The organism is Butyricicoccus sp. (genome assembly GCF_977037065.1).
Map to the genome: position 1 here is coordinate 120,858 of NZ_CDRQNY010000001.1, position 20,227 is coordinate 141,084.

At 55.1% G+C, this 20,227-nt stretch carries 14 protein-coding genes; 11 read left to right on the forward strand and 3 right to left on the reverse strand.

The features are described 5' to 3' along the window. Positions 1–310 precede the first annotated feature (310 nt). The 8 genes from iolD (at position 311) to ACWVX6_RS00675 (ending at position 12,824) form a co-directional block, all read left to right on the forward strand. A complete protein-coding gene (gene iolD, locus ACWVX6_RS00640) occupies positions 311–2,263 on the forward strand; it encodes a 3D-(3,5/4)-trihydroxycyclohexane-1,2-dione acylhydrolase (decyclizing) (RefSeq protein WP_118360746.1) in 1,953 nt (650 codons plus the stop codon). 103 nt (positions 2,264–2,366) lie between these two features. After that, positions 2,367–3,158, forward strand: a complete 792-nt coding sequence (locus ACWVX6_RS00645; RefSeq protein WP_118761352.1) for a 5-deoxy-glucuronate isomerase — start codon at positions 2,367–2,369, stop codon at positions 3,156–3,158. A 14-nt stretch (positions 3,159–3,172) separates the two neighbouring features. Then, positions 3,173–4,294: a 4-hydroxybutyrate dehydrogenase gene (locus ACWVX6_RS00650; protein ID WP_118761353.1), complete on the forward strand. Its 1,122-nt coding sequence runs from the start codon at positions 3,173–3,175 to the stop codon at positions 4,292–4,294. A gap of 18 nt (positions 4,295–4,312) precedes the next feature. Next, on the forward strand, positions 4,313–5,620 hold the full coding sequence (locus tag ACWVX6_RS00655) for an acetyl-CoA hydrolase/transferase family protein (protein WP_455152064.1): 1,308 nt from the start codon (positions 4,313–4,315) through the stop codon (positions 5,618–5,620). A 294-nt stretch (positions 5,621–5,914) separates the two neighbouring features. Next, positions 5,915–7,360 (forward strand): 4-hydroxyphenylacetate 3-hydroxylase family protein, encoded by a 1,446-nt coding sequence (locus ACWVX6_RS00660; RefSeq protein ID WP_455152065.1) that lies wholly within the window; start codon positions 5,915–5,917, stop codon positions 7,358–7,360. Positions 7,361–7,551: 191 nt separating this feature from the next. Further along, positions 7,552–8,403, forward strand: coding sequence for a transketolase (locus ACWVX6_RS00665; RefSeq protein ID WP_270418045.1), 852 nt, complete (start codon positions 7,552–7,554; stop codon positions 8,401–8,403). Between the two features lie 14 nt (positions 8,404–8,417). Further along, on the forward strand, positions 8,418–9,389 hold the full coding sequence (locus ACWVX6_RS00670) for a transketolase family protein (RefSeq protein WP_455152066.1): 972 nt from the start codon (positions 8,418–8,420) through the stop codon (positions 9,387–9,389). 297 nt (positions 9,390–9,686) lie between these two features. Beyond that, on the forward strand, positions 9,687–12,824 hold the full coding sequence (locus tag ACWVX6_RS00675; RefSeq protein WP_455152067.1) for an S-layer homology domain-containing protein: 3,138 nt from the start codon (positions 9,687–9,689) through the stop codon (positions 12,822–12,824). Positions 12,825–13,325: 501 nt separating this feature from the next. On the opposite strand, the gene ACWVX6_RS00680 is transcribed toward ACWVX6_RS00675, so the two are convergent. The 3 genes from ACWVX6_RS00680 to ACWVX6_RS00690 all read right to left on the reverse strand — a co-directional run bounded on the left by ACWVX6_RS00680 (position 13,326) and on the right by ACWVX6_RS00690 (position 16,187). Next, positions 13,326–14,012, reverse strand: a complete 687-nt coding sequence (locus ACWVX6_RS00680; RefSeq protein WP_117751218.1) for a PHP domain-containing protein — start codon at positions 14,010–14,012, stop codon at positions 13,326–13,328. Positions 14,013–14,152: 140 nt separating this feature from the next. Next, on the reverse strand, positions 14,153–15,175 hold the full coding sequence (locus ACWVX6_RS00685; RefSeq protein ID WP_455152068.1) for a LacI family DNA-binding transcriptional regulator: 1,023 nt from the start codon (positions 15,173–15,175) through the stop codon (positions 14,153–14,155). Between the two features lie 133 nt (positions 15,176–15,308). Beyond that, positions 15,309–16,187: a PfkB family carbohydrate kinase gene (locus tag ACWVX6_RS00690; RefSeq protein WP_192924436.1), complete on the reverse strand. Its 879-nt coding sequence runs from the start codon at positions 16,185–16,187 to the stop codon at positions 15,309–15,311. 268 nt (positions 16,188–16,455) lie between these two features. Here ACWVX6_RS00690 and ACWVX6_RS00695 point away from each other — a divergent pair, with 268 nt between their 5' ends. The 3 genes from ACWVX6_RS00695 to ACWVX6_RS00705 are packed head-to-tail and all read left to right on the forward strand — an operon-like array spanning position 16,456 to position 20,227. Further along, positions 16,456–17,229: an HAD family hydrolase gene (locus ACWVX6_RS00695; RefSeq protein ID WP_117751213.1), complete on the forward strand. Its 774-nt coding sequence runs from the start codon at positions 16,456–16,458 to the stop codon at positions 17,227–17,229. A gap of 1 nt (position 17,230) precedes the next feature. Further along, a complete protein-coding gene (locus ACWVX6_RS00700; protein ID WP_118646560.1) occupies positions 17,231–19,063 on the forward strand; it encodes an ABC transporter permease in 1,833 nt (610 codons plus the stop codon). Positions 19,064–19,099: 36 nt separating this feature from the next. After that, positions 19,100–20,227, forward strand: a complete 1,128-nt coding sequence (locus ACWVX6_RS00705; RefSeq protein ID WP_270418042.1) for an ABC transporter ATP-binding protein — start codon at positions 19,100–19,102, stop codon at positions 20,225–20,227.

Sequence of the window (20,227 nt, forward strand, 5' to 3'; positions counted from 1 at the left end):
CAGTATGCCGCGTTTTCCGCACGATAGCGAGATATTAAAAAAACAGGTGCAAAGCGCAGGCCGCAGGCGGGAGCGGCAGACACGGAAAACAATGCGGTAGGGGAGAGAAAAGTTCTGGATTCTATAATAAAATGTGAAAATATTCGTATGTAACGTAAAAATATAAGAAAAAAGGCGATTTCTCAAGATGTTAGAAGAAAAGCAAACGCTCAAATGCTAAACTTAAATCATCAAAAGAGAACACCGCCGGGAGCGAAAAGAAAGAGCCTCGGCAGGGAAAAAGAGTAAAGCATTTGAGGAGGAAAACACAATGAGCAAAACCAGAATGACAGTCGGTCAGGCAATCGTAAAGTTCCTGAATCAGCAGTACATCGAGATGGACGGCAAAGAGGAACCCTTCGTAGACGGCATGTTCACGATCTTCGGTCACGGTATGGTAGTCGGTCTCGGTCAGGCACTGGAGGAGGATCCGGGCCACCTGAGAGTTTACCAGGGCCGCAACGAGCAGGGCATGGCACACGCCGCCATCAGCTACGCAAAGCAGCACAACCGCCGCAAGATCATCGCGTGCACCTCGTCCATCGGCGTCGGCGCAGCAAACATGGTAACCGCAGCACTGACCGCTACCATCAATAACATCCCGCTGCTGCTGTTCCCGTCCGATTACTTCGCAACCCGTCAGCCGGATCCGGTTCTCCAGCAGCTCGAGGTTCCGAACGACCTGTCCATGTCCGCTTCGGACTGCTTCAAGCCGGTTGCCAAGTACTGGGACCGCATTTCTCGTCCGGAGCAGCTGATGAGTGCAATGGTCAACGCAATGCGCGTCCTGACCGACACCGCAAACTGCGGCACCGCTGTTATCTCGCTTCCGCAGGATGTACAGGGTGAGAGCTTCGACTTCCCGGATTACTTCTTCCAGAAGCGCGTACATCACGTTGCACGCCGCGTAGCGGATGACTACGATATCGAGAAGGCAGTTGAGATGATCAAGGCTTCCAAGAAGCCGATGTTCATTGCAGGCGGCGGCGTTCGTTACTCCGAGGCCGGTCAGACCGCAATGGACTTCTGCAAGGCGTTCAACATTCCGGTTTCTCAGACACAGGCCGGCCACTCCTGCCTGCCGGATTCGTTTGAACTGGCTGTCGGCGGCATCGGCGTAACCGGCGGTCTGGCGGCGAACGCACTCTGCAAGGACTGCGACCTCGTTATCGGTGTCGGCACTCGCTTCAACGACTTCGTAACCGGCTCCAAGTGGGTGCTGTTCCGCAATCCGGATATTAAGGTTCTGGCAATCAACACCTCCGAGTTCCACGCGGAAAAGCTGGATGCAACCCGCTGCATCGGTGATGCAAAGGTAACGCTCGAGGCTATCATGGAAAAGCTCAAGGCAGACGGCTATAAGTCCGGCTACACCACCGAAATTCAGGATATCCGCAAGGTTTGGGAAGAGGAGCGTCTGCGTGTTCTGGGCGTTCAGTACAAGGGCGAAGGCTTTGGCGAGGGCAAGTTCGTGCCGTGCGTTCCCAGCTGGACCGAGAAGATCATGAACGATTTCGTTTCCCAGATCGGCGGCACCATCACTGAGTCCAACGCGGTCGGCATTCTCCGCGAGGAGGCAGACGACGACGCAATCGTGGTTGCAGCAGCAGGCTCGTTGCCGGCAGACCTCGAGCGTCTGTGGGTCACCGACGCTCCGAACTCCTACAATATGGAATACGGCGCATCCTGCATGGGCTACGAGATTGCAGGTGCATTCGGCGCCAAGCTGGCTGAGCCGGACAAGGAAGTTTACGCACTCGTTGGTGATGGCTCGTTCATGATGCTCAACTCCGAGATCCCGACCGCAATGCAGGAGAACGCAAAGATCACCGTTGTTGTATTCGACAACTGCGCGTTCGGCTGCATCAACAATCTGCAGATGGGCAACGGCGTTGGCTCTCTGGCGACCGAAATGCGTCACCGCAACGAGACCACCGGCAAGCTGGACGGCGATTACTGCTACACCGACTTCGGCAAGATCGGCGAAGGCTTCGGCATGAAGGCGTTCTACGCCAAGACTCCGGACGAGTTCCGCAAGGCCGTTCAGGACGCCAAGAAGGAAAGTGTTTCCTGCATCATCGACGCAAAGGTTCTGCCCAAGACCATGGCGGAGGGCTACGAGTCCTGGTGGCACATCGGCGTAGCGTCCACCTCCAAGTCTGACGAGGTAAAGGCTGCACGCAAGCGCATCGACGATCATCTGGCAGAAGCACGCATGTACTAATTAAACGCAGATTCAATATGAGCCGCCCGTTTTCGGACGGGCGGCTTCGCTTATATAATCTTATATAATAAGATATCGAGCAAAGAAAAGAGGAGCAAGAATTATGAAATATACGCACAAGGCCCCCTTCGATAAGGGCTACAACGGCATGGTCTCCGCAGTCGAGAACCCGGAAATGATGGGCATGGAGTTCGGTGTTGTCAAGATGGCAGCGGGCGACGTGATGCACTTTGACTACGCGCAGGAGGTCGTTTACGACCTGATGAGCGGCAGCGTGACCTTCGAGTGGAACGGCAAGTCCGAGACCGTTACCCGCCGTGACGTGTTCCACGAGGGTGCAATCCTGCTGCACGTTCCGCAGAACACCAAGGTGACAATTTCTGCCGAAAGCGATGTGGAAATCGCCGTTTCCCGCACGGAAAACAAGCGTGATTTCGCAGCTCGTCTGCTGCGTCCGGAGGACTGCCTGTGCGCGAATGAGGAGCGCGGCGCCGGTCAGATGAACGAGTGTTCGACCCGTCTGGTACGCACCTTCTTTGACCGCTCCAACTGCCCGGAAACTAACTTTTTTATCGGTGAAGTGGTGCATTTTCCCGGAAAATGGTCATCTTATCCGCCGCATCAGCACGTTGAGCCGGAGCTGTACTACTACAAGTTCCTGCCGGAAAATGGCTACGGTCTGGCAGAATATGGCGACGATGCCTTCAAGGTAAAGAACAACGACCTGACCGGCATGCCGGAAAACGTGACCCATTCTCAGGCTGCGGCTCCCGGCTACGCGGAGTATTACCTGTGGTGCATCCGCCTGCAGGACGACAAGAACATCGTGACGACCGTTGTGCCCGAGTATGAGTGGGTAACTAAGGCCGACGCGAAGTATTTCCCGGATATTTAAGGCGGTGAAATAACATGAAAGCCTTCAAAATCGTACCTTCTATTGCGGAATACGTCGATTTTCGCACGCTGGCGAAGGAATTAAGCCTCGGCGCGAAAGACCTGATTCTGACAAATGAATATATTTACAATCCGACAATCGCGGCGCTGAATCTCGGCTGCCACACCTGTTTTCAGGAAAAGTTCGGCGGCGGTGAGCCGACCGACGTCATGGTTGACGCCATCCTCGACGACCTGCGCGGCAAGGAGTTTGACCGCATTATCGCGGTCGGCGGTGGCACAGTAATCGACATTGCAAAGGTGCTGACCGTTGCCAAGTCCACCGACCGTGTGGACGATCTGTACGACCGCATGGCAAACCTCGAGAAGGAGCATGAGCTGATCATCGTGCCGACTACCTGTGGCACCGGCTCTGAGGTTACCAACATTTCCATCATCAACCGTACGACTAAGGGCGTCAAGGTCGGTTTGGTGTCTCCGGCGATGTTTGCGGACGAGGCGGCGCTCGTGCCGGGCATGCTGCTCAGCCTGCCGTATCCGGTTTTTGCAACTTCTTCCATTGACGCCATGGTCCACGCGGTCGAAAGCTACCTTTCTCCGAACGCCTGCGCACTGAGCGAGCTGTTCTCCGAAAAGGCACTGCACCTGATCCTGTCCTGCTGGAAGGACGCGGTAGCAAGCGGCGGCAAGGATGCGTGGAAGAAGCATGCACTTGAGTTCCTGCGCGCCTCCAACTATGCAGGCATCGCGTTTGGTCACGCGGGCTGTGCGGCTGTTCACGCGATGGCGTATCCGCTCGGCGGCGTGCACCACATTCCGCACGGTCAGGCAAATCAGCTGATGTTCGCGGACGTAATGCGCAAGTATCAGGAAAAGAAGCCCATCGGCAAGTTGAATCAGCTGGAAGAACTTCTGAGCGCAGAACTGGATGTTGAACCGGTATTTGCACTCGAAAATCTGTACGAATTGATGGACGAGGTACTGAAAAAGGATCCCCTGCACGAACACGGGGTAACCGCTGATGAACTGCCGGTCTTTGCAAAGAATGTCATCGAAACCCAGCAGCGCCTGCTCGGCAACAACTATGTGGAGCTGTCAGAAGACGATCTGCTCGACATCTACCGCAAGGCATTTTGAGCGCGGGAGGGACGAGAAATGGATTGGAGAGCATACTATAAAGAGCACACGATGATGCCTGAGCAGGCGGTTGGTGTGATCCATGACGGCGACCGCGTTGTGTTCGGTCACGCAGTTGGCGAACCCATTGTATTCCAGCGCACAATGGCGCGAATGGCAGAGCAGTTCCATAACGTGGAAGTTGCACACATGGTATACCTTGGCTCGGGCGAGTATCTGCAGCCGGGCATGGAAAGTCATTTCCGCCACAACGCGTTGTTTGTCGGCGGTCCGGCCCGCAAGCCGATCGCGGAAAACCGTGCAGACTACACCCCGGCGTTTTTCTCGGACGTGCCGCGCATGTTCCGCGACAACACGCTGCCGGTTGATGTTTTTGCGTTTACCTGCTCGCCTCCGGACGAGCGCGGCTATGTGTCGCTCGGTCTGTCCTGCGACTACGGCGCACAGGCGGTCAAATCCGCGAAAACGGTCATTGCCGAGGTCAACCCGAACATGCCGCGCACCTATGGCGAGAGCTTCGTTCATGTATCCGAGATTGACGGCTTCCTGTGCTCGTGGGAGCCGCTGCCGGAGTCCGCGCCGCCGAAAATCGGCGAGGAAGACCGTGCAATCGGCAAATATATCGCTGAACTCGTGCGCGACGGTGACTGCCTGCAGCTGGGCATCGGTGCGGTGCCGGATGCGGTCTGCTCGTTCCTCGGCGACAAGCACGACCTTGGTCTGCATACCGAGATGATTTCGGACGGCGTGCTGCCGCTGCTTGAAAATGGAAACATCAACGGCAAGCGCAAGCAGCGCGACGTCGGCAAGGTGAGCGTAACCTTCCTGATGGGCACGCGCAAGCTGTATGATTTTGTGGATAACAACCCAATTATCAACATGCTTCCGGTGGATGTTTGCAACAATCCGGCGGTTATCGCGGAGAACGACAACGTGGTTTCCATTAACTCGTGCGTTGAGGTTGATCTGCAGGGTCAGGTCTGCGCCGAGGCAATCGGTCTGCGCCAGATTTCCGGTATTGGCGGCCAGATGGACTTTGTGCGCGGCGCAAACTTGTCCAAGGGCGGTCGCTCCATCATTGCGCTGCACTCGACCACCAAGGACGAGTCTGCGTCTAAGATTGTTACAACCATCACCACCGGCGGCCCGGTTACCACTAGCCGCTGCGATGTCAATTACATTGTCACCGAGTACGGCGTGGCGCAGCTTCGCGGTCAAACGCTCCGCGAGCGCGCAAAGCGTCTGATTGCTATCGCACACCCGAAATTCCGAGAAGAACTTGCCGAGGAATTCGCGAAGCGCTTCGGTGAAAAACTCAAGGTGTAACCAATTAAAATGCAACATACAGCAGGAGGTCATAACGATGAAAAAGACATTCTCGCGTTTTCAAATCATCTATATTCATGTGATTTTGCTGCTGCTGATCGTGCTCTCCGGCTGCTGTGTTTACCTCACACATCTGCTCATGGGCGTATAAATTCTGTGGATATGCGCCGAGAAACCGAACTTTTCCATTACAAAGACTATTCCCTTCATGTCTCCTCAAATATGTTATAAAAATCGGTGAATCGGCGCTTTTTCCTATTGAAAAGAAAGAAAAAGGACAAGGAAGATGATATTATGATGACAAAAGACCAGTACATCGACTCTCTGCGGGGGCTGCACCTGAACCTGTACAGCTTCGGCAAGAAGGTTGAAAACGTAGTGGACAACCCGATCGTTCGTCCGTCGCTCAACTCCTTTGCCGCGACCTATGAGCTTGCAGAGGACCCGCAGTATGAGGATCTGATGACGGCAACGTCCAACCTGACCGGCAAAAAGGTAAACCGTTTTACCCATCTGCACCAGTCCACCGATGACCTGATCAAAAAGGTAAAAATGCAGCGTCTGCTCGGTCAGAAGACCGCAGCCTGCTTCCAGCGCTGTGTCGGCATGGACGCGGCAAACGCCGTTTATTCGACTACGTTCGAGACCGACGAGGCTTGCGGCACCAAGTACCACGAGAATTTCGTCAAGTTCTGGACCGATGTACAGAACAACGACTGGGGCGTTGACGGCGCGATGACCGACGTTAAGGGCGACCGCGCTCTGTCTCCGTCCAAGCAGGCGGATCCCGACCTGTTCCTGCACGTTGTAGAGCGCACCGCAGACGGCGTTTACGTCACCGGCGCGAAGGCGCACCAAACCGGCTATCTGAACAGCCACTACGTTCTCGTCATGCCGACCATTTCCATGCGTGAAGGCGACGAAGATTACGCGATTTCCTTCGCATGCCCGACCGATGCGGAAGGCGTCACCCTGATTCTGGGCCGTCAGTCCTGCGACACTCGCAAGACCGAGGAATACAACGACATTGATGTCGGCAACAAGGTTTACGGCGGTCACGAGGTTCTGGTTATTTTCGACCGTGTATTTATCCCGAATGACATGATTTTCCTCAACGGCGAGACCCAGTTCGCAGGCATGATGGTAGAGCGCTTTGCAGGCTATCACCGTCAGTCCTACGGCGGCTGCAAGGTTGGTGTAGGCGATGTGCTCATCGGCGCTACCGCACTGGCAGGTGAGATGGCTGGCTCTGCAAAGGCTTCTCATGTTAAGGATAAGCTGATCGAGATGACCCACCTGAACGAAACCCTGTACTGCTGCGGCATTGCATGCTCGTCTCAGGGCACCAAGACCAAGTCCGGCAACTACCTGATCGACCTGCTGCTGGCAAACGTCTGCAAGCAGAACGTCACCCGCTTCCCGTATGAGATCGCTCGTCTGGCACAGGATCTGGCCGGCGGCATCATGGTTACTCAGCCGTCCGAGGCAGATTACCGCAACCCGGCAACCCACGATTACATCGAGAAGTACCTCAAGGGTGTGGCTTCCGTTCCGACCGAGGACCGCATGCGTCTGCTGCGCCTGATCGAGAACATGACCATGGGCACCGCTGCTGTCGGCTACCTGCCCGAGTCCATGCACGGCGCAGGCTCGCCGCAGGCACAGCGCATTATGATCGCCCGTCAGTCCAACATGGAAATGAAGAAGGAACTGGCGAAGAAGATCGCGCGCATTGGCTAAAACATAAAGTAAATTCTGTGAGAACTGCTGCATAAGGAAGGTCTGACGGTTCCATGTCAAAATGGAGTATGTCTAACCGGCAGACCGATACGAAAGCGGCAATATCACCGATAAAAACTAACAAGACCCGTCCTTTTTATTGCGGAAGGGCGGGTTTTGTTCTGCAAACCGTAATTTCAAGGAGGAAAGCAATGGATAAGCAAAAACTGCACGAGCTGCGTGTGTTTGCGGCGGAAATCCGTCTGGAAACGCTCAAGGTGATCGCGTCGCGCGGCTTCGGCCATGTGGGCGGCTCGATGTCGATGGCGGATGCTATGGCGGTGCTGTATGGCGAGGTTATGCATATCGACCCGAAGAATCCCCGCTGGGAGGACCGCGACTGGTTCGTTCTGTCCAAGGGACACGGCGGCCCGGTCATGTATGCGACGCTCGGTCTCAAGGGATACTACCCGATGGAGAGCGCGTACACGCTCAACCAGCCGAACACGAATTTCCCGTCGCATACCGACCGCAGCAAGACCATCGGCGTTGACCTGACAACCGGCTCGCTCGGTCAGGGCATGAGCGAAGCCATCGGCGCGGCGCTCGGCAATCGTGCGCAGAATCGTCCGAGCCGCGTTTACGTTGCCGTAGGCGACGGCGAGTGTGACGAGGGTCAGATCTGGGAAGGCGCACAGTTTGCAGCGCACTACAAGCTGGATAACCTCGTTTGTCTCGTGGACAACAACGGCCGTCAGCTGGACGGCGCGGTTGCCGACGTTATGAGCCACGGCAAGGGCATCGGCGCCAAGTTTGACGCATTCGGCTGGAATGTTATTGACGTAGCCGACGGCAACGATGTTGAGCAGATCTATAACGCACTCGAGCAGGCGAAGGCGTGCAAGGGCAAGCCGACCTGCCTGATTTTGAACACCGTAAAGGGCAAGGGCGCAACCTTTGCCGAGCCGTCCGGCGCACATTCTTCTCAGCCGACCAAGGAGCAGTGGGATGAAGCGATCGCCGCATCCGAAGCCGCTCTGGCTGCAGTGAAAAACGAAAAGTAAGGGAGGGGAACACAATGAGTTTTACCTTGATCGGCAAGCATGAAAAGGACAGCCGCGCCAATCGCGACGGCTATGTAGAAGCCATGCTCGAAATGATGGCGGAAAATCCCAAGCTGATGCACGTTGACTGCGACCTGATGGGCTGCATCAACACCGGAAAGCTGCTGAAGGCGTTCCCGGCCCAGACCTTTAACGCAGGCATCGCGGAGCAGAACGCCATGGGCGTTGCCTCCGGCATGGCCGCCACCGGCCTGACCGTATTCGCGCACTCGTTCGGCTGCTTTGCTGCCCGCCGCATGTTCGATCAGGCATTTCTGGCAGCAGGCTACTCTGAGCTGCCGGTGCATGTGATCGGTTCCGACCCGGGTGTCTGCGCAGCGTTCAACGGCGCAACCCACATGCCGTTTGAGGACTGTGCGCTGTACATGAACATCCCGAACGCGGTCGTTATCGACTCGTGCGACTTTGCACAGACCAAGGCACTGACCAGGAAGCTGGCTGCCTGCGGCAGTCCGTCCTACATGCGCCTGATCCGCAAGGGCTTCACCACCGTGTATGCGGACGGCTCTGATTTTGAGATCGGCAAGGGTGTTACGCTGCGCGACGGCAAGGACGTAACCATTATTGCCTCCGGCATTCTGGTAGACGAGGCACTCAAGGCAGAGGAGCAGCTGGCAGCAAAGGGCATTTCCGCCCGCGTGATCGACATGCACACCTGGAAGCCGCTTGACGAGGAGCTGGTGCTCAGCGCGGCTGCAGAGACCGGCTGCATCGTCACCGCAGAGAACCATCAGGTTGGCACCGGCCTCGGCTCTGCCATCACCAACCTGACGAGCGCAAAGAATCCGGTTCCGGTGGAGCGTATCGGCATCCAGAACCGCTTCGGTCAGGTAGGCCCGCAGGATTTCCTTATGCAGCAGTATAACCTCACTGCAGAGGATATTGCGGCAGCAGCTCTGCGTGCCATTGCCCGCAAGCAGGGATAATTACAGAAAAGCTCCCGTTGGAACGGTTGATCGGTTCCGGCGGGAGCTTTTCTGCGCGCAGCAGCGGACACGGCGCTGAGGAAGAAATGCATAATTTTTGCTTGAAAAGATTGGTGAGAAGTGAGATTGCTTTTCTGACGGAACAGGGATAGAATTATAAGTACAAGTTACGCAAACGTTTGCGAGAAAGAAAACGGAATGCATAACCACACGAATCTGTTGCACGGGGAGGAGGAATGAGATTTCGCTGCAGAATCGGGAAAGAAACAGAATTTTAAGAAAGAGGGTCCGAGATACATGAAAAAACGCATACTCAGTTTGGCACTGTCTGCTGCAATGGCTTTGACGATGCTCCCGACGGGAGCCTTTGCTGCCAGCGACAAGGGAAAGCCGCCGGTATATAATAAGGCAACAGGCTGCTATGAAATCTCTACCCCGGACCAGCTGCTCTATCTGTCCGGCAGCTGGAGGGACGGCGCTCCCCGCGATGGACATTATGTTTTGACTGCCGATATTGATATGACCGGCGTCAAAGGATTTAAGCCGATTGCTTCCAAAAAGGATCAGGGCTTTACCGGCACATTTGACGGTCAGTTCCATGCGATCAAGGGACTGCGCGTAGAATATGAAAAGAAATATGCCGGTCTGTTCGGCTATGTTGGCAATCAGGACGATCAGGCATATATCAAGGATGTTGCCCTGCTCGACTGCTATGTGACCGGTCAGCAGAATGTCGGCGCGCTGGCAGGCGTAAACTACGGTACGATTACCGGCTGTGTTGTCACCGGTGAGGTAAAGTGCCTGGATCTGTCCAACTCGCACACCGCAGGCGGTATCTGCGGCAAGCTGAAGGAGGGCGAAGGCCCGATCGTCGGTCATGTTGAGGACTGCTATGTCAACGCAGACGTTTCCGCTCCGTATGATGCGGGCGGCGTTGCCGGCATTCAGGACGGCGGCGGCTATCTGGCACGCTGCTTTGCAGCCGGTACGGTCGATACCACCGCAAAGAGTGGCACGGTAGGTCATGCGGGCGGTATTGCAGGCTCGTTCAACGCCGGTGAAACGCTCAAGGACAGCGTTTCCGCGCAGAGTGTTATCAACGGCGTGGCAGACGTTGACAAGATCGTCGGTCAGCTGGACGACGAGGCAGCTACCAACATCACCGGCAATATTGCATGGGAGGGCACGCTGCTGTCCGGCAACGAGCCGACCGAGCAGCCCATCAAGTGGGAGGACGTTTCCACCGCAAAAATGCAGGATAAGGCCACCTACGAAGCACTTGGCTGGGACATGAGCAAGGTCTGGGACTGGAGTTCCTCCGGCAAGCAGCCTGTTCTGCGCGGCTATGATGCCTCTATCTTCCCGACAGTGGATTACACCGTCAGCGGCACGCGCATCATCTCCCGCGCACTGAACACCGCACCGCATAACGGCAAGGCCGAGGTCTCTGCCCGCATCGTCACGAGTGACAAGGTACAGAGCGCGACCCTGTACTACGGCTATGATTCTTCCAAGGTCGATACCGCTGTTGCCATGAAGGAATCCGGTGGCACCTACACCGCTTCTCTGCCGACCGACAAGACCGGCGATGTGTTCTACTACATCGAGGTCAAGACCGACAAGGAAACCGTAACCAAGCCGTACACCAAGTCCGAGCCGATCGTGCTGAATATTGATGACGGCAAGGTAAAGGGCGAACCCGATCAGATCACCATTACGCCGGATACCAAGCAGGGCGGCCTGCGCTTCAGCTGGCTGACTGACCCCGCTGTCACCAAGAGCGTTATTCAGTACAAGGTCAAGGGCACTTCCAAGTGGGAGAGCAAGTCCGGCACCTCTTATGTAGAATCCGTAACCGCAGGCTATAAGGAAAAAGCCGCACATCGTGTGGAAATCACCGGTCTGAAACCGTCTGCCGAGTATGTATACCGCGTAGGCGACGGCAGCAGCTTCATGAGCGAGGAAAAGTCGTTCACCGCACCGAAGTCCGCTTCGGATAAGAATTTCAGCGTTATCTTCTACTCGGACCCGCAGTCTGAGTCCGTAGAGAACTACATGAGCTTCAAGTACTCCATCGACCAGGCACTCAAGATCTGCCCGAACCCGGATCTGATGATCTCCGCAGGCGACACCACCCAGAACGGCTATAAGTCCACCGAATGGGAGGCATGCTTTGACGTTATGGGCGATTACTATGCCAAGTATCCGACCGTTACCGTTGCGGGCAACCACGAGATGAAGGGCGACTGGAATTTCGTATCGTTCGCACAGCGCTTCAATATGTCGGGCGCGAACACCGGCTATCCGCAGTTTGACCGCACCATGGGCTACTTTGAGTACGGCGACGCGATCTTCGTAATCCTGAACGGCGAGGTTACGCCGGCCGACAAGAAGGCAGAGATCATGAAGAAAGAGCTGCAGTGGTGCAAGAGCGTGCTGGATGCTTCCGACAAGAAATGGCGCATCGTTATGACGCACGCAGGCCCGTATACCTCCAACCATGATCCGATGGATGTACGCGACTATTATATCAACGACAGCGAGTATTCGCTCGACGCAATGGGCGTTGACCTGTTCCTCAACGGCCATGACCACATCTATATCCGTTCCACCGTGAAGAACGACATTAAGGTCAATACCGGCGACGGCACGACCTATCTGACCGGCGGTACGGTAGGCAACAAGTTCTACGAGTACATTCCGGCTCGTTCGGACTACTCCACCGATTTCTACACCGATGAAGAGGATAAGCAGGTATTCTCCATCATCGAGTTCAGCGAGAATTCCATCAAGGGCACCGCTTACCAGAAGCAGGATGAGGACAACTGGAACAGCTTCAAGGCAGTGGACAGCTACGAGATCCGCAACACCCTGCGCGAAGGCAAGGACGCAGAGGACTTTACCGATATTCCGGCAGGCGCATGGTACTATGATGCGGCGCAGTATGTCACCAAAAACGGTCTGCTCTCCGGTGATAAGGCTTACGAGTTCGGCGCGAACAAGGCGCTGACCCGTGCACAGGTCGCACAGGCACTGTACAATCTGGCAGGCCAGCCCAAGACCAAGCTGACTGACAGCTTCAGCGATGTTCCGGTAACGCATCAGGCTCGCACCGCGATTGCATGGGCAGAAAAGACCGGTATCATGCAGGGTGTCGGCGGCGGCAAATTCTCGCCCGACCGCAGTGTGACCCGTCAGGAGGCAGCAACGCTTCTGACCCGTCAGCGCAAGCTGAGCGGTGAGGATACCGCGGCAGACAGCAGCATCGTCAAGCAGTTTACCGACGGCAGCACGATTGCCGACTGGGCAGCAGCAGGCGTAGCCTACTGTGCAAAGACCGGTCTGGTGCAGGGCAAGCCGGGCAAGGTATTTGCGCCGAAGTCTACCATCACCCGTGCGGAGATGGCGACCATCATGCAGCGCATTGCAGCATGATCCTTTGAAAGATAAACCATAAACGGGGGCGCAGCCGGCGGCTGTCGCTGCCCGGAACAGAAAAAACTCCGCAAGCGTTTTCGCTTGCGGAGTTTGTGTTTTCTGAGGAGCAGCTTACTTGCGGCTGGTGCGGTGTGCAGTGAACAGCTTAGTGGTGCCGGGATCGCAGGACAGCTCAAACATAGCGGTGTTCATCAGAAACTTGGAAAAATTCTTACGCATTACAATTACCTCAATTCAGTCTTGTTTTTTTTACTGATGATATTCTACCAGATTATTTTGTGCAAAACAAGCGCAAACGTATACGGAATATACAATGAAATAAAAAAACTTTTATGCAGAATGAACAATAGAAAAGGCAAACTGCATGAAACAAGAAGAATAAAAGGTGAAATACAAACAGAAAACGTTTGCGGTGAACCGGGAATAAAGCGTGATGTACGACAAAAAAGCTGCTGTTGCGTTGGGGCAACAGCAGCTTTTACATGGTATCGTTTTGTCTCAATCCTCGGTGCATTCGGGACGGATGATAGTATAGTTGCCCGAACGCAGCAGATCTGCAAGACCGAAGCTGTCTTCGGGGAGGGTGTCGGACAGAATACCGGTCGTACCCTGATCGCCGGGACGGTGGCAGTCCGAGCCGGCCGTCATGATGAGATGATGCTCCTTGGCATAGGCCAGCGCAAGATCGTTATGGCTGTCGTGGCGGGGGTTGAGGTTGAGCACCTCGACGCCGTCCAGATATTCAGCCGGAGCGGGGGTGCATTTTTTGCGGAACGGGTGTGCCTGCACGAGCAGTGCGCCGTCTGCGCGGTATTGCGGGGCAAAGGCCGCCAGACCCTCGCGCATGACGCGATCCGGATCTGCCAACAGGGCATCGTGAAAGCCGTACAGCAGATAATCATTGTCCGATTCGTCAAAACGAAGTTCAGCACCCGCATACACGCGGATATTGTATTTTTCGGACACTTTTTTCAGCCGGTGATAGCCCTGCAGGAAGGCCTGCGTTTTACTGCCGGGGGTGGTCAGATCAATTTCGGCATAGTCGAAGCATTCGCGGTTGTAGTGATCGGTGACGCAGATCGCGTCATAGCCGCAAGCGGTATAATACTTCATAATGGCCTCTGCGCCAAGCCAGCCGCAGCGGGAGATGTAGGTGGTATGCAGATGGGTTTCAATGCGGTACATAAGATCCTCCTTTTGGTGTATGAGAATGCCGCAGAATCCTGCGGCATTCTCAATCAGCAGCGCTGCGGTTGACCTGTTGGTGTATTGTGTGTGATAAAAGGGTTAAGAGAGAAAGGCGGTCGGTGCGCAGTGCTGTGGATTTATTTTTTTGATGCGCGGCATGAGCTGCGCGAAACCAGTGTCGGACGGATCATGCGGTGCGTGAACTCGTCCTGCGCATCCGAATCAATGATGCGCGTGAGCAGATCAACGGTGGCTTCTGCAAGAAGCTGCTTGCGCTGATCGACGGTGGAAAGCTCGATCTTTGGCAGTGCGGAATAAATGATGTTGTCAAAGCCGAGCAGGGAAATATCATCGGGGACAGAGATGCCGTATTCGTCTGCTGCCTGCAATACGCCGAGCGCCATGGAATCGGTCGAGGCGAAGATCGCAGTAGCGGAACAGCCGTTTGCGAACAGCTCCCGGCTGAGTGCACAGCCGATGTCGATCGAGGAGCAACCATGCGGATTGTCGATGACCTGCGGGGTGATACCTGCTTTTTCCAGTGTTTCGGTAAAGCCGCGCAGACGAAGCTGGTGCGTCAGGCTGTTGGGGCGGTTGCCCAGATAGACAATGTCACGGTGGCCGAGCTCCAGCAGATGCTCTGCTGCCAGACGGCCGCCTGCCAGATTATCAATGCAGACCGAGTTGACCTCATCGCCGCTGACGAGTGCCGGCGTTCCGAGCAGAACGGCAGGCAGTCGGGGAGCGAAATTCTGGATCATGGTTCCTGCATCCTGCTGTGAGCTGGCGAGGATGATGCCGTCAACCTGATGACTGATCAGGAAACCGAACAGCTCTTCGGTCACTTTGGTGTCATTCTGACCATTGCACAGGATCACGTTGTAGCCGAGGCTGCGTGCGTGCGTTTCGATGCCGAGAGAGAGTTCGGCATAGAACGGATTGGTCACCTCGGGAACGATCAGGCCGATGACGTTGGTTTTATTGCAGATCAGACTGCGTGCGAGTGCATTGACACGGTAGCCCTCCCGTCGGCAGATTTCCAGGATCCGCTGGCGGGTTTGCTCGCTCAGTTCAGGCGAATTGCTGAGTGCGCGGGAGACGGTAGAAGTCGAAACACCGGCAATGCGGGCGATATCTTTGATGGTAATGTGCTGTCGCATAGATGCCGCTTCCTTCCCATAGTAGTTTTAATAAGAATATAATACCGTATTTGCCGGGGAAAGACAAGGATAACGGCAGAAGGCGGGAAAAATATCAGATATGTTCCGGGTGCCGAAGCGGTTCCGGATGGACTCAGGCGTAAAATTCCTTGATATAGTCGAGGACAGCCTGTTCGGGACCCTGCAGCGGACCGGGGGTTTCCATTTTGAGCGAAACGGCTGCGGTAGCGAACAGCAGCGCATCCGGGATGGAAACGCCCATCATGCGCTTGGCAAGATAAGCACCGAAGGTAGTATCACCGCGTCCGGTACGGCCGGACAGATTGCGTGCCTTGACCGGGCAGGTATAATAGTCCTTGCCGTCATAGACCAGCATTTCGCTGTTGTGCGAGATCAGGATCTCCTTTGCGCCCCATTCATAAAGCTGCTTGGCAGCAGCGCGGCGGTCGGTCAGACCGGTGAGGATCTCGGCTTCTGCCGCATCGGTTTTGAGAAAATCAAAATAGGGGAGATAGGTCAGCTTGTCTTTCCAGTCGTGGAAGTTCATCAGGCCGTTTTCGTTGTGCCGGAGAAATCCCTGAATATCTGCGGATACCTTGCCTTTTTTGGAAAGCGCGGGGATCAGCTCGTTGGGGAAATCGCCGTACAGCAGACCGGCCAGATGATACAGGCCGCAGTCCACATCGGGGATCTGATCGGGAGTGATGGCATCCGACTGTGCCAGGCATTCGGCCTTGCGGCGTTCGCGGTCGGCGGTGAAGTAGGTGTTCTGCATCAGGGTGGTGCATTGGGCGGGCAGCACGGCGATATGGTCGCTGTCCAGATGAAATGCATCCAGTACATCGGTATCGTCCGGATGGATCTTGACTGAAGCGAAAAGGTTTGCGGAAGCGGCTGCGGCAGCGTATGCACAGAAGAATACAGCGCCGCCGATTTCGCGGACTTCCTGACCGGTATAGTCGATATTGATGTCCCGCGTGGCGGGTCCGATCAGCATAAGATCATATTTCATAAGAATCCTTCTTTCTCATTTCTACGGAAACGTTTGCGTTGATTACAGTATACGGGAATATGGAGAGAAAAGCAACTGTGCATAATTAACGAAAACACCTGGATGTAAATTGTGAATATCATAAAACTTTGATAGGAGAATGTGATTTTTTATTGACATAGCCGGGAGATAGTGGTACGGTTGAATCAGGAAATGAAAACGTTTGCGTAAAACGTGATGCAAATGAAAATGCAGGAGTAAAGAAAAAAGGGAAGAGAGAGGAGTTGTTATGATACAAGCTGTTTTCTTCGATATTGGAGGAACCGTACATACACAGGACGCTACCCCGGAGAGTGACCGCGATTATATCCGCCGACTGTGGTGCTTCCTTCATATGAATCATATTTACACAGCAGAAACGCCGGAGCAGCTTCTGGAGCACATCAATGCAGGCGCCAAAGCATACAAGTCCTATACCGAACAGGAACTGATCGAGCTGCCGCCGGATGTGATCTGGCAGAAGTTCTTCCTGAAGGACTTTGACATTCCGGCAGAAAAACTTGCGGGACTGGGCGAGGAGCTCTGCTACATGTTCGACCGATACCGCAAGCACATCGTCAAACGCGAGGGGCTGAAGGAAACGCTGGAGGCTCTCAGGCAGCGCGGGTATCGGCTGGGTGTAATCTCCAACATTATGAGCACGACCTTCGTACCGCGCATTCTGGAGGAACACGGCATAGCGCAGTATTTTGAAACGATTACGATGAGCAGCGTCTGCGGTATCCGCAAGCCGCGGCCGGAGATTTTCGAGATCGCGCTGAACGAAATGAGAATCGGGAAAGAACAGGCGGCCTACGTCGGAGATACCATCTCCCGCGATGTGCGCGGCGTGCGGAACGCCGGATGGCCGCTGATGATTCAGATCGATAACCCTCGCATTTATCACAAAGACGAAAAGTACCGCGGCATGGGGTATGAGCCGGATGTCAAGATCGGCTCGCTGCCCGAAGTGGTGACCGCGGTGGAACAATACAATCGGAATTTGAAGGAGGGGCAAAACTGAAATGAAACCAAAAGATCAGAACTACTCCAAATCCAGAAGGTTAAAGAACCAGATCAAGGCGGTTGTCACCAACCCATATAACCTGATCGTGCTGATCGCGATCGTGCTGCTGACCTACTTGATCGTTCTTCCTCTGCTGGATATGATTTCGACCTCGTTTACGCTGGCACAGAAGGATGCACGACTGGCGGGCGGCACAGCGGGATCGTTCACATTGTATTACTGGCAGCGCCTGCTCGGCAGCGCACTGACCAAGCAGATGCTGCTCCAGCCGCTGTTCAATTCGCTGCTGATCGGTGTCTGCGTATCGTTCTTCGCCATCCTGATCGGATCGGTTCTTGCATGGCTGATGGTCCGCACGGATCTTCCCTTCAAGCCGTTCTTCTCGCTGGCAGTTATCATTCCTTATATGATCCCGAGCTGGTGTAAGTCGCAGGCTTGGCTGACCATGTTCAAGACCGAACGCATCGGCGGTTCGCCAGGATTCCTGATGAGTCTCGGCATCAATGTTCCCGACTGGCTGGCATACGGCCCGGTCGCGATCATCACCGTGCTTTCGCTTCATTATTACGCATATGCGTATCTGCTGGTTTCCGCAGCACTGAACTCCATCAACTCCGAGCTGGAGGAGATGGGCGAGATCCAGGGCGCAGGCAAGGCGACCATTCTCCGCAAGATCACCTTCCCGCTGGTACTGCCGGCTATGCTTTCCGCCGTTATCCTGACCTTCTCCAAGGCGATCGGCACCTTCGGCGTTATCAACTACTTGGGCTCTAAGGTCAATTTCGTGACCCTGTCCAGCCAGCTGTACATGAACAGCAAGTCCCAGAATACCCAGACCGCGTTTGCCATGGCACTCATCATGATCTGCATCGCTTCGATCTCGGTATTCGTCAACCAGAAGCTGATCGGCTCGCGCAAGTCCTACGCCACCATCGGCGGCAAGGGCGGCCGTTCCACCCCGATCCGTCTGGGCAAGCATAAGCTGCTGATCACGGCCGTGCTGTTCCTGTTCTTTGTTTTCGGCATCATCATGCCGATCGCACTGCTGATCCTCGAGTCCTTTATGCTCCGGCAGGGCGACTACTCGCTGTCCAACCTGACGCTGCACTACTGGATCGGCGATCCGATCGCAACGGTAATGGAAGGCCAGCCGGGTATCTTCAAGAATGCTAACTTTATCAATTCGTTGATCAATTCCCTCAAGCTGACGTTTGTAAACGGTGTATTCGGCACCATCTTCGGTCAGATCATCGGTTATATCTGCGCCAAGGGCCGCGGCAAGCTGCACGGCAAGGTCGTAGAGCAGCTGGTATTTATTCCGTATCTGATCCCGTCCATCGCATTCGGCGGTATCTTCCTGTCGATGTTCTCCACTCCGCAGCAGCTGTTCGGCGTAACACTGGTTCCGTCCCTGTACGGCACGTTCGCCCTGCTGACCATCACCTCTGTTGTAAAGCATCTGCCGTTCGCTTCCCGCGCCGGCACCTCCAATATGCTGCAGATCGGCGGCGAGCTGGAGGAAGCAGCCGAGATTGCAGGCGCAGGCTTCTTCAAGCGCTTTATTCGCATTGTATTCCCGCTTTCCAAGGGCGGCTTCATTTCGGGCTTCATGCTGATCTTCGTTTCCATTATGAAGGAACTCGATCTGATCATCCTGCTGATGACCCCGAAAACCTCCACGCTGCCGTATTTGGCATTCCAGTATCAGAACAGTAACTCTCCGCAGGCTTCTGACTGCGTGGCAATCGTCATGTTCTCCATCGTATTCCTGGTATACGCACTGGCGAATATCTTTGGCGACGCAGATCTGGCGAAGAGCATGGGCGGCTGATCCGCATGGTATAACCGGAAAAAAGGAGTTTGGAAAATGAGCAAAATTGAACTGAAGCATATTGATAAATTCTATGGTAAGAACCACATTCTGAAGGATGTAAACCTCACGATTGAAGACGGTGACTTTATGACGCTGCTCGGCCCGTCCGGCTGCGGCAAAACCACCACGCTGCGTGTAGTATCCGGCTTGGAGAAGCCGCAGAACGGCACCATTCACATGGACGGCAAGGAAATCGTCAACGCTGCGGAGGCTCATTTCGCGCCTCCGAGCGAACGTGACCTTAACCTGGTATTCCAGTCCTACGCATTGTGGCCGCATATGACGGTGCGCGAGAACATCGCGTTCGGTCTGAATATCCAGAAGCTGCCCAAGGATGAGGTAGATCGCCGCATCAAGGATGCCCTTGGACGAATGCAGATCGGCCAGTATGTAGACCGTTACCCGTCCGAGCTGTCCGGCGGCCAGCAGCAGCGTGTTGCAATCGCCCGCGCTATCGCTTCCGAGCCGCATCTGCTGCTGATGGATGAGCCGCTGTCCAACCTGGATGCAAAGCTCCGCGTGGATATGCGCAGCGAGCTTAAGCGTCTGCACACCGAAACCGGCACGACGATGATCTACGTTACCCACGATCAGGTCGAGGCGCTGACCATGTCCACCAAGATCGCGATTTTCCGCGAAGGTATCATCATTCAGGTGGCACCTCCGCTGGAGCTGTACAACAACCCCGCAAACCTGTACGTTGCGGACTTCATCGGCAACCCGCGCATCAACTTTGTTGACGGCAAGGCAGAGGTTTCCGCTTCCGGTCTGACAGTAAACAGCGTGCTGGGCCGGATGACATTCCCGACCGATCATCTCAAGGACGAGAATATGCCGCGGGAAGCATCGTTCGATGCAGTGCTCGGCATTCGTCCGGAGCAGGTTACCATCAACACCTCGCGTCAGTCCCCGTCCGACATCGAAGCGCATATCTACACCTCGATGCCTGCCGGCTCCGAGACTCTGGTCACCGTCAAGGTCGGCGGCGTGAGCATGGTCATCAAGGCGCTCGGCATTACGCATTACAACCCGGATCAGGTGGTCTATCTGTCGATCGACACCACCAAGATCAACGTATTTGATAAGAAAACCGAAAACCTCATCAAGTATTCGGTTGAATAA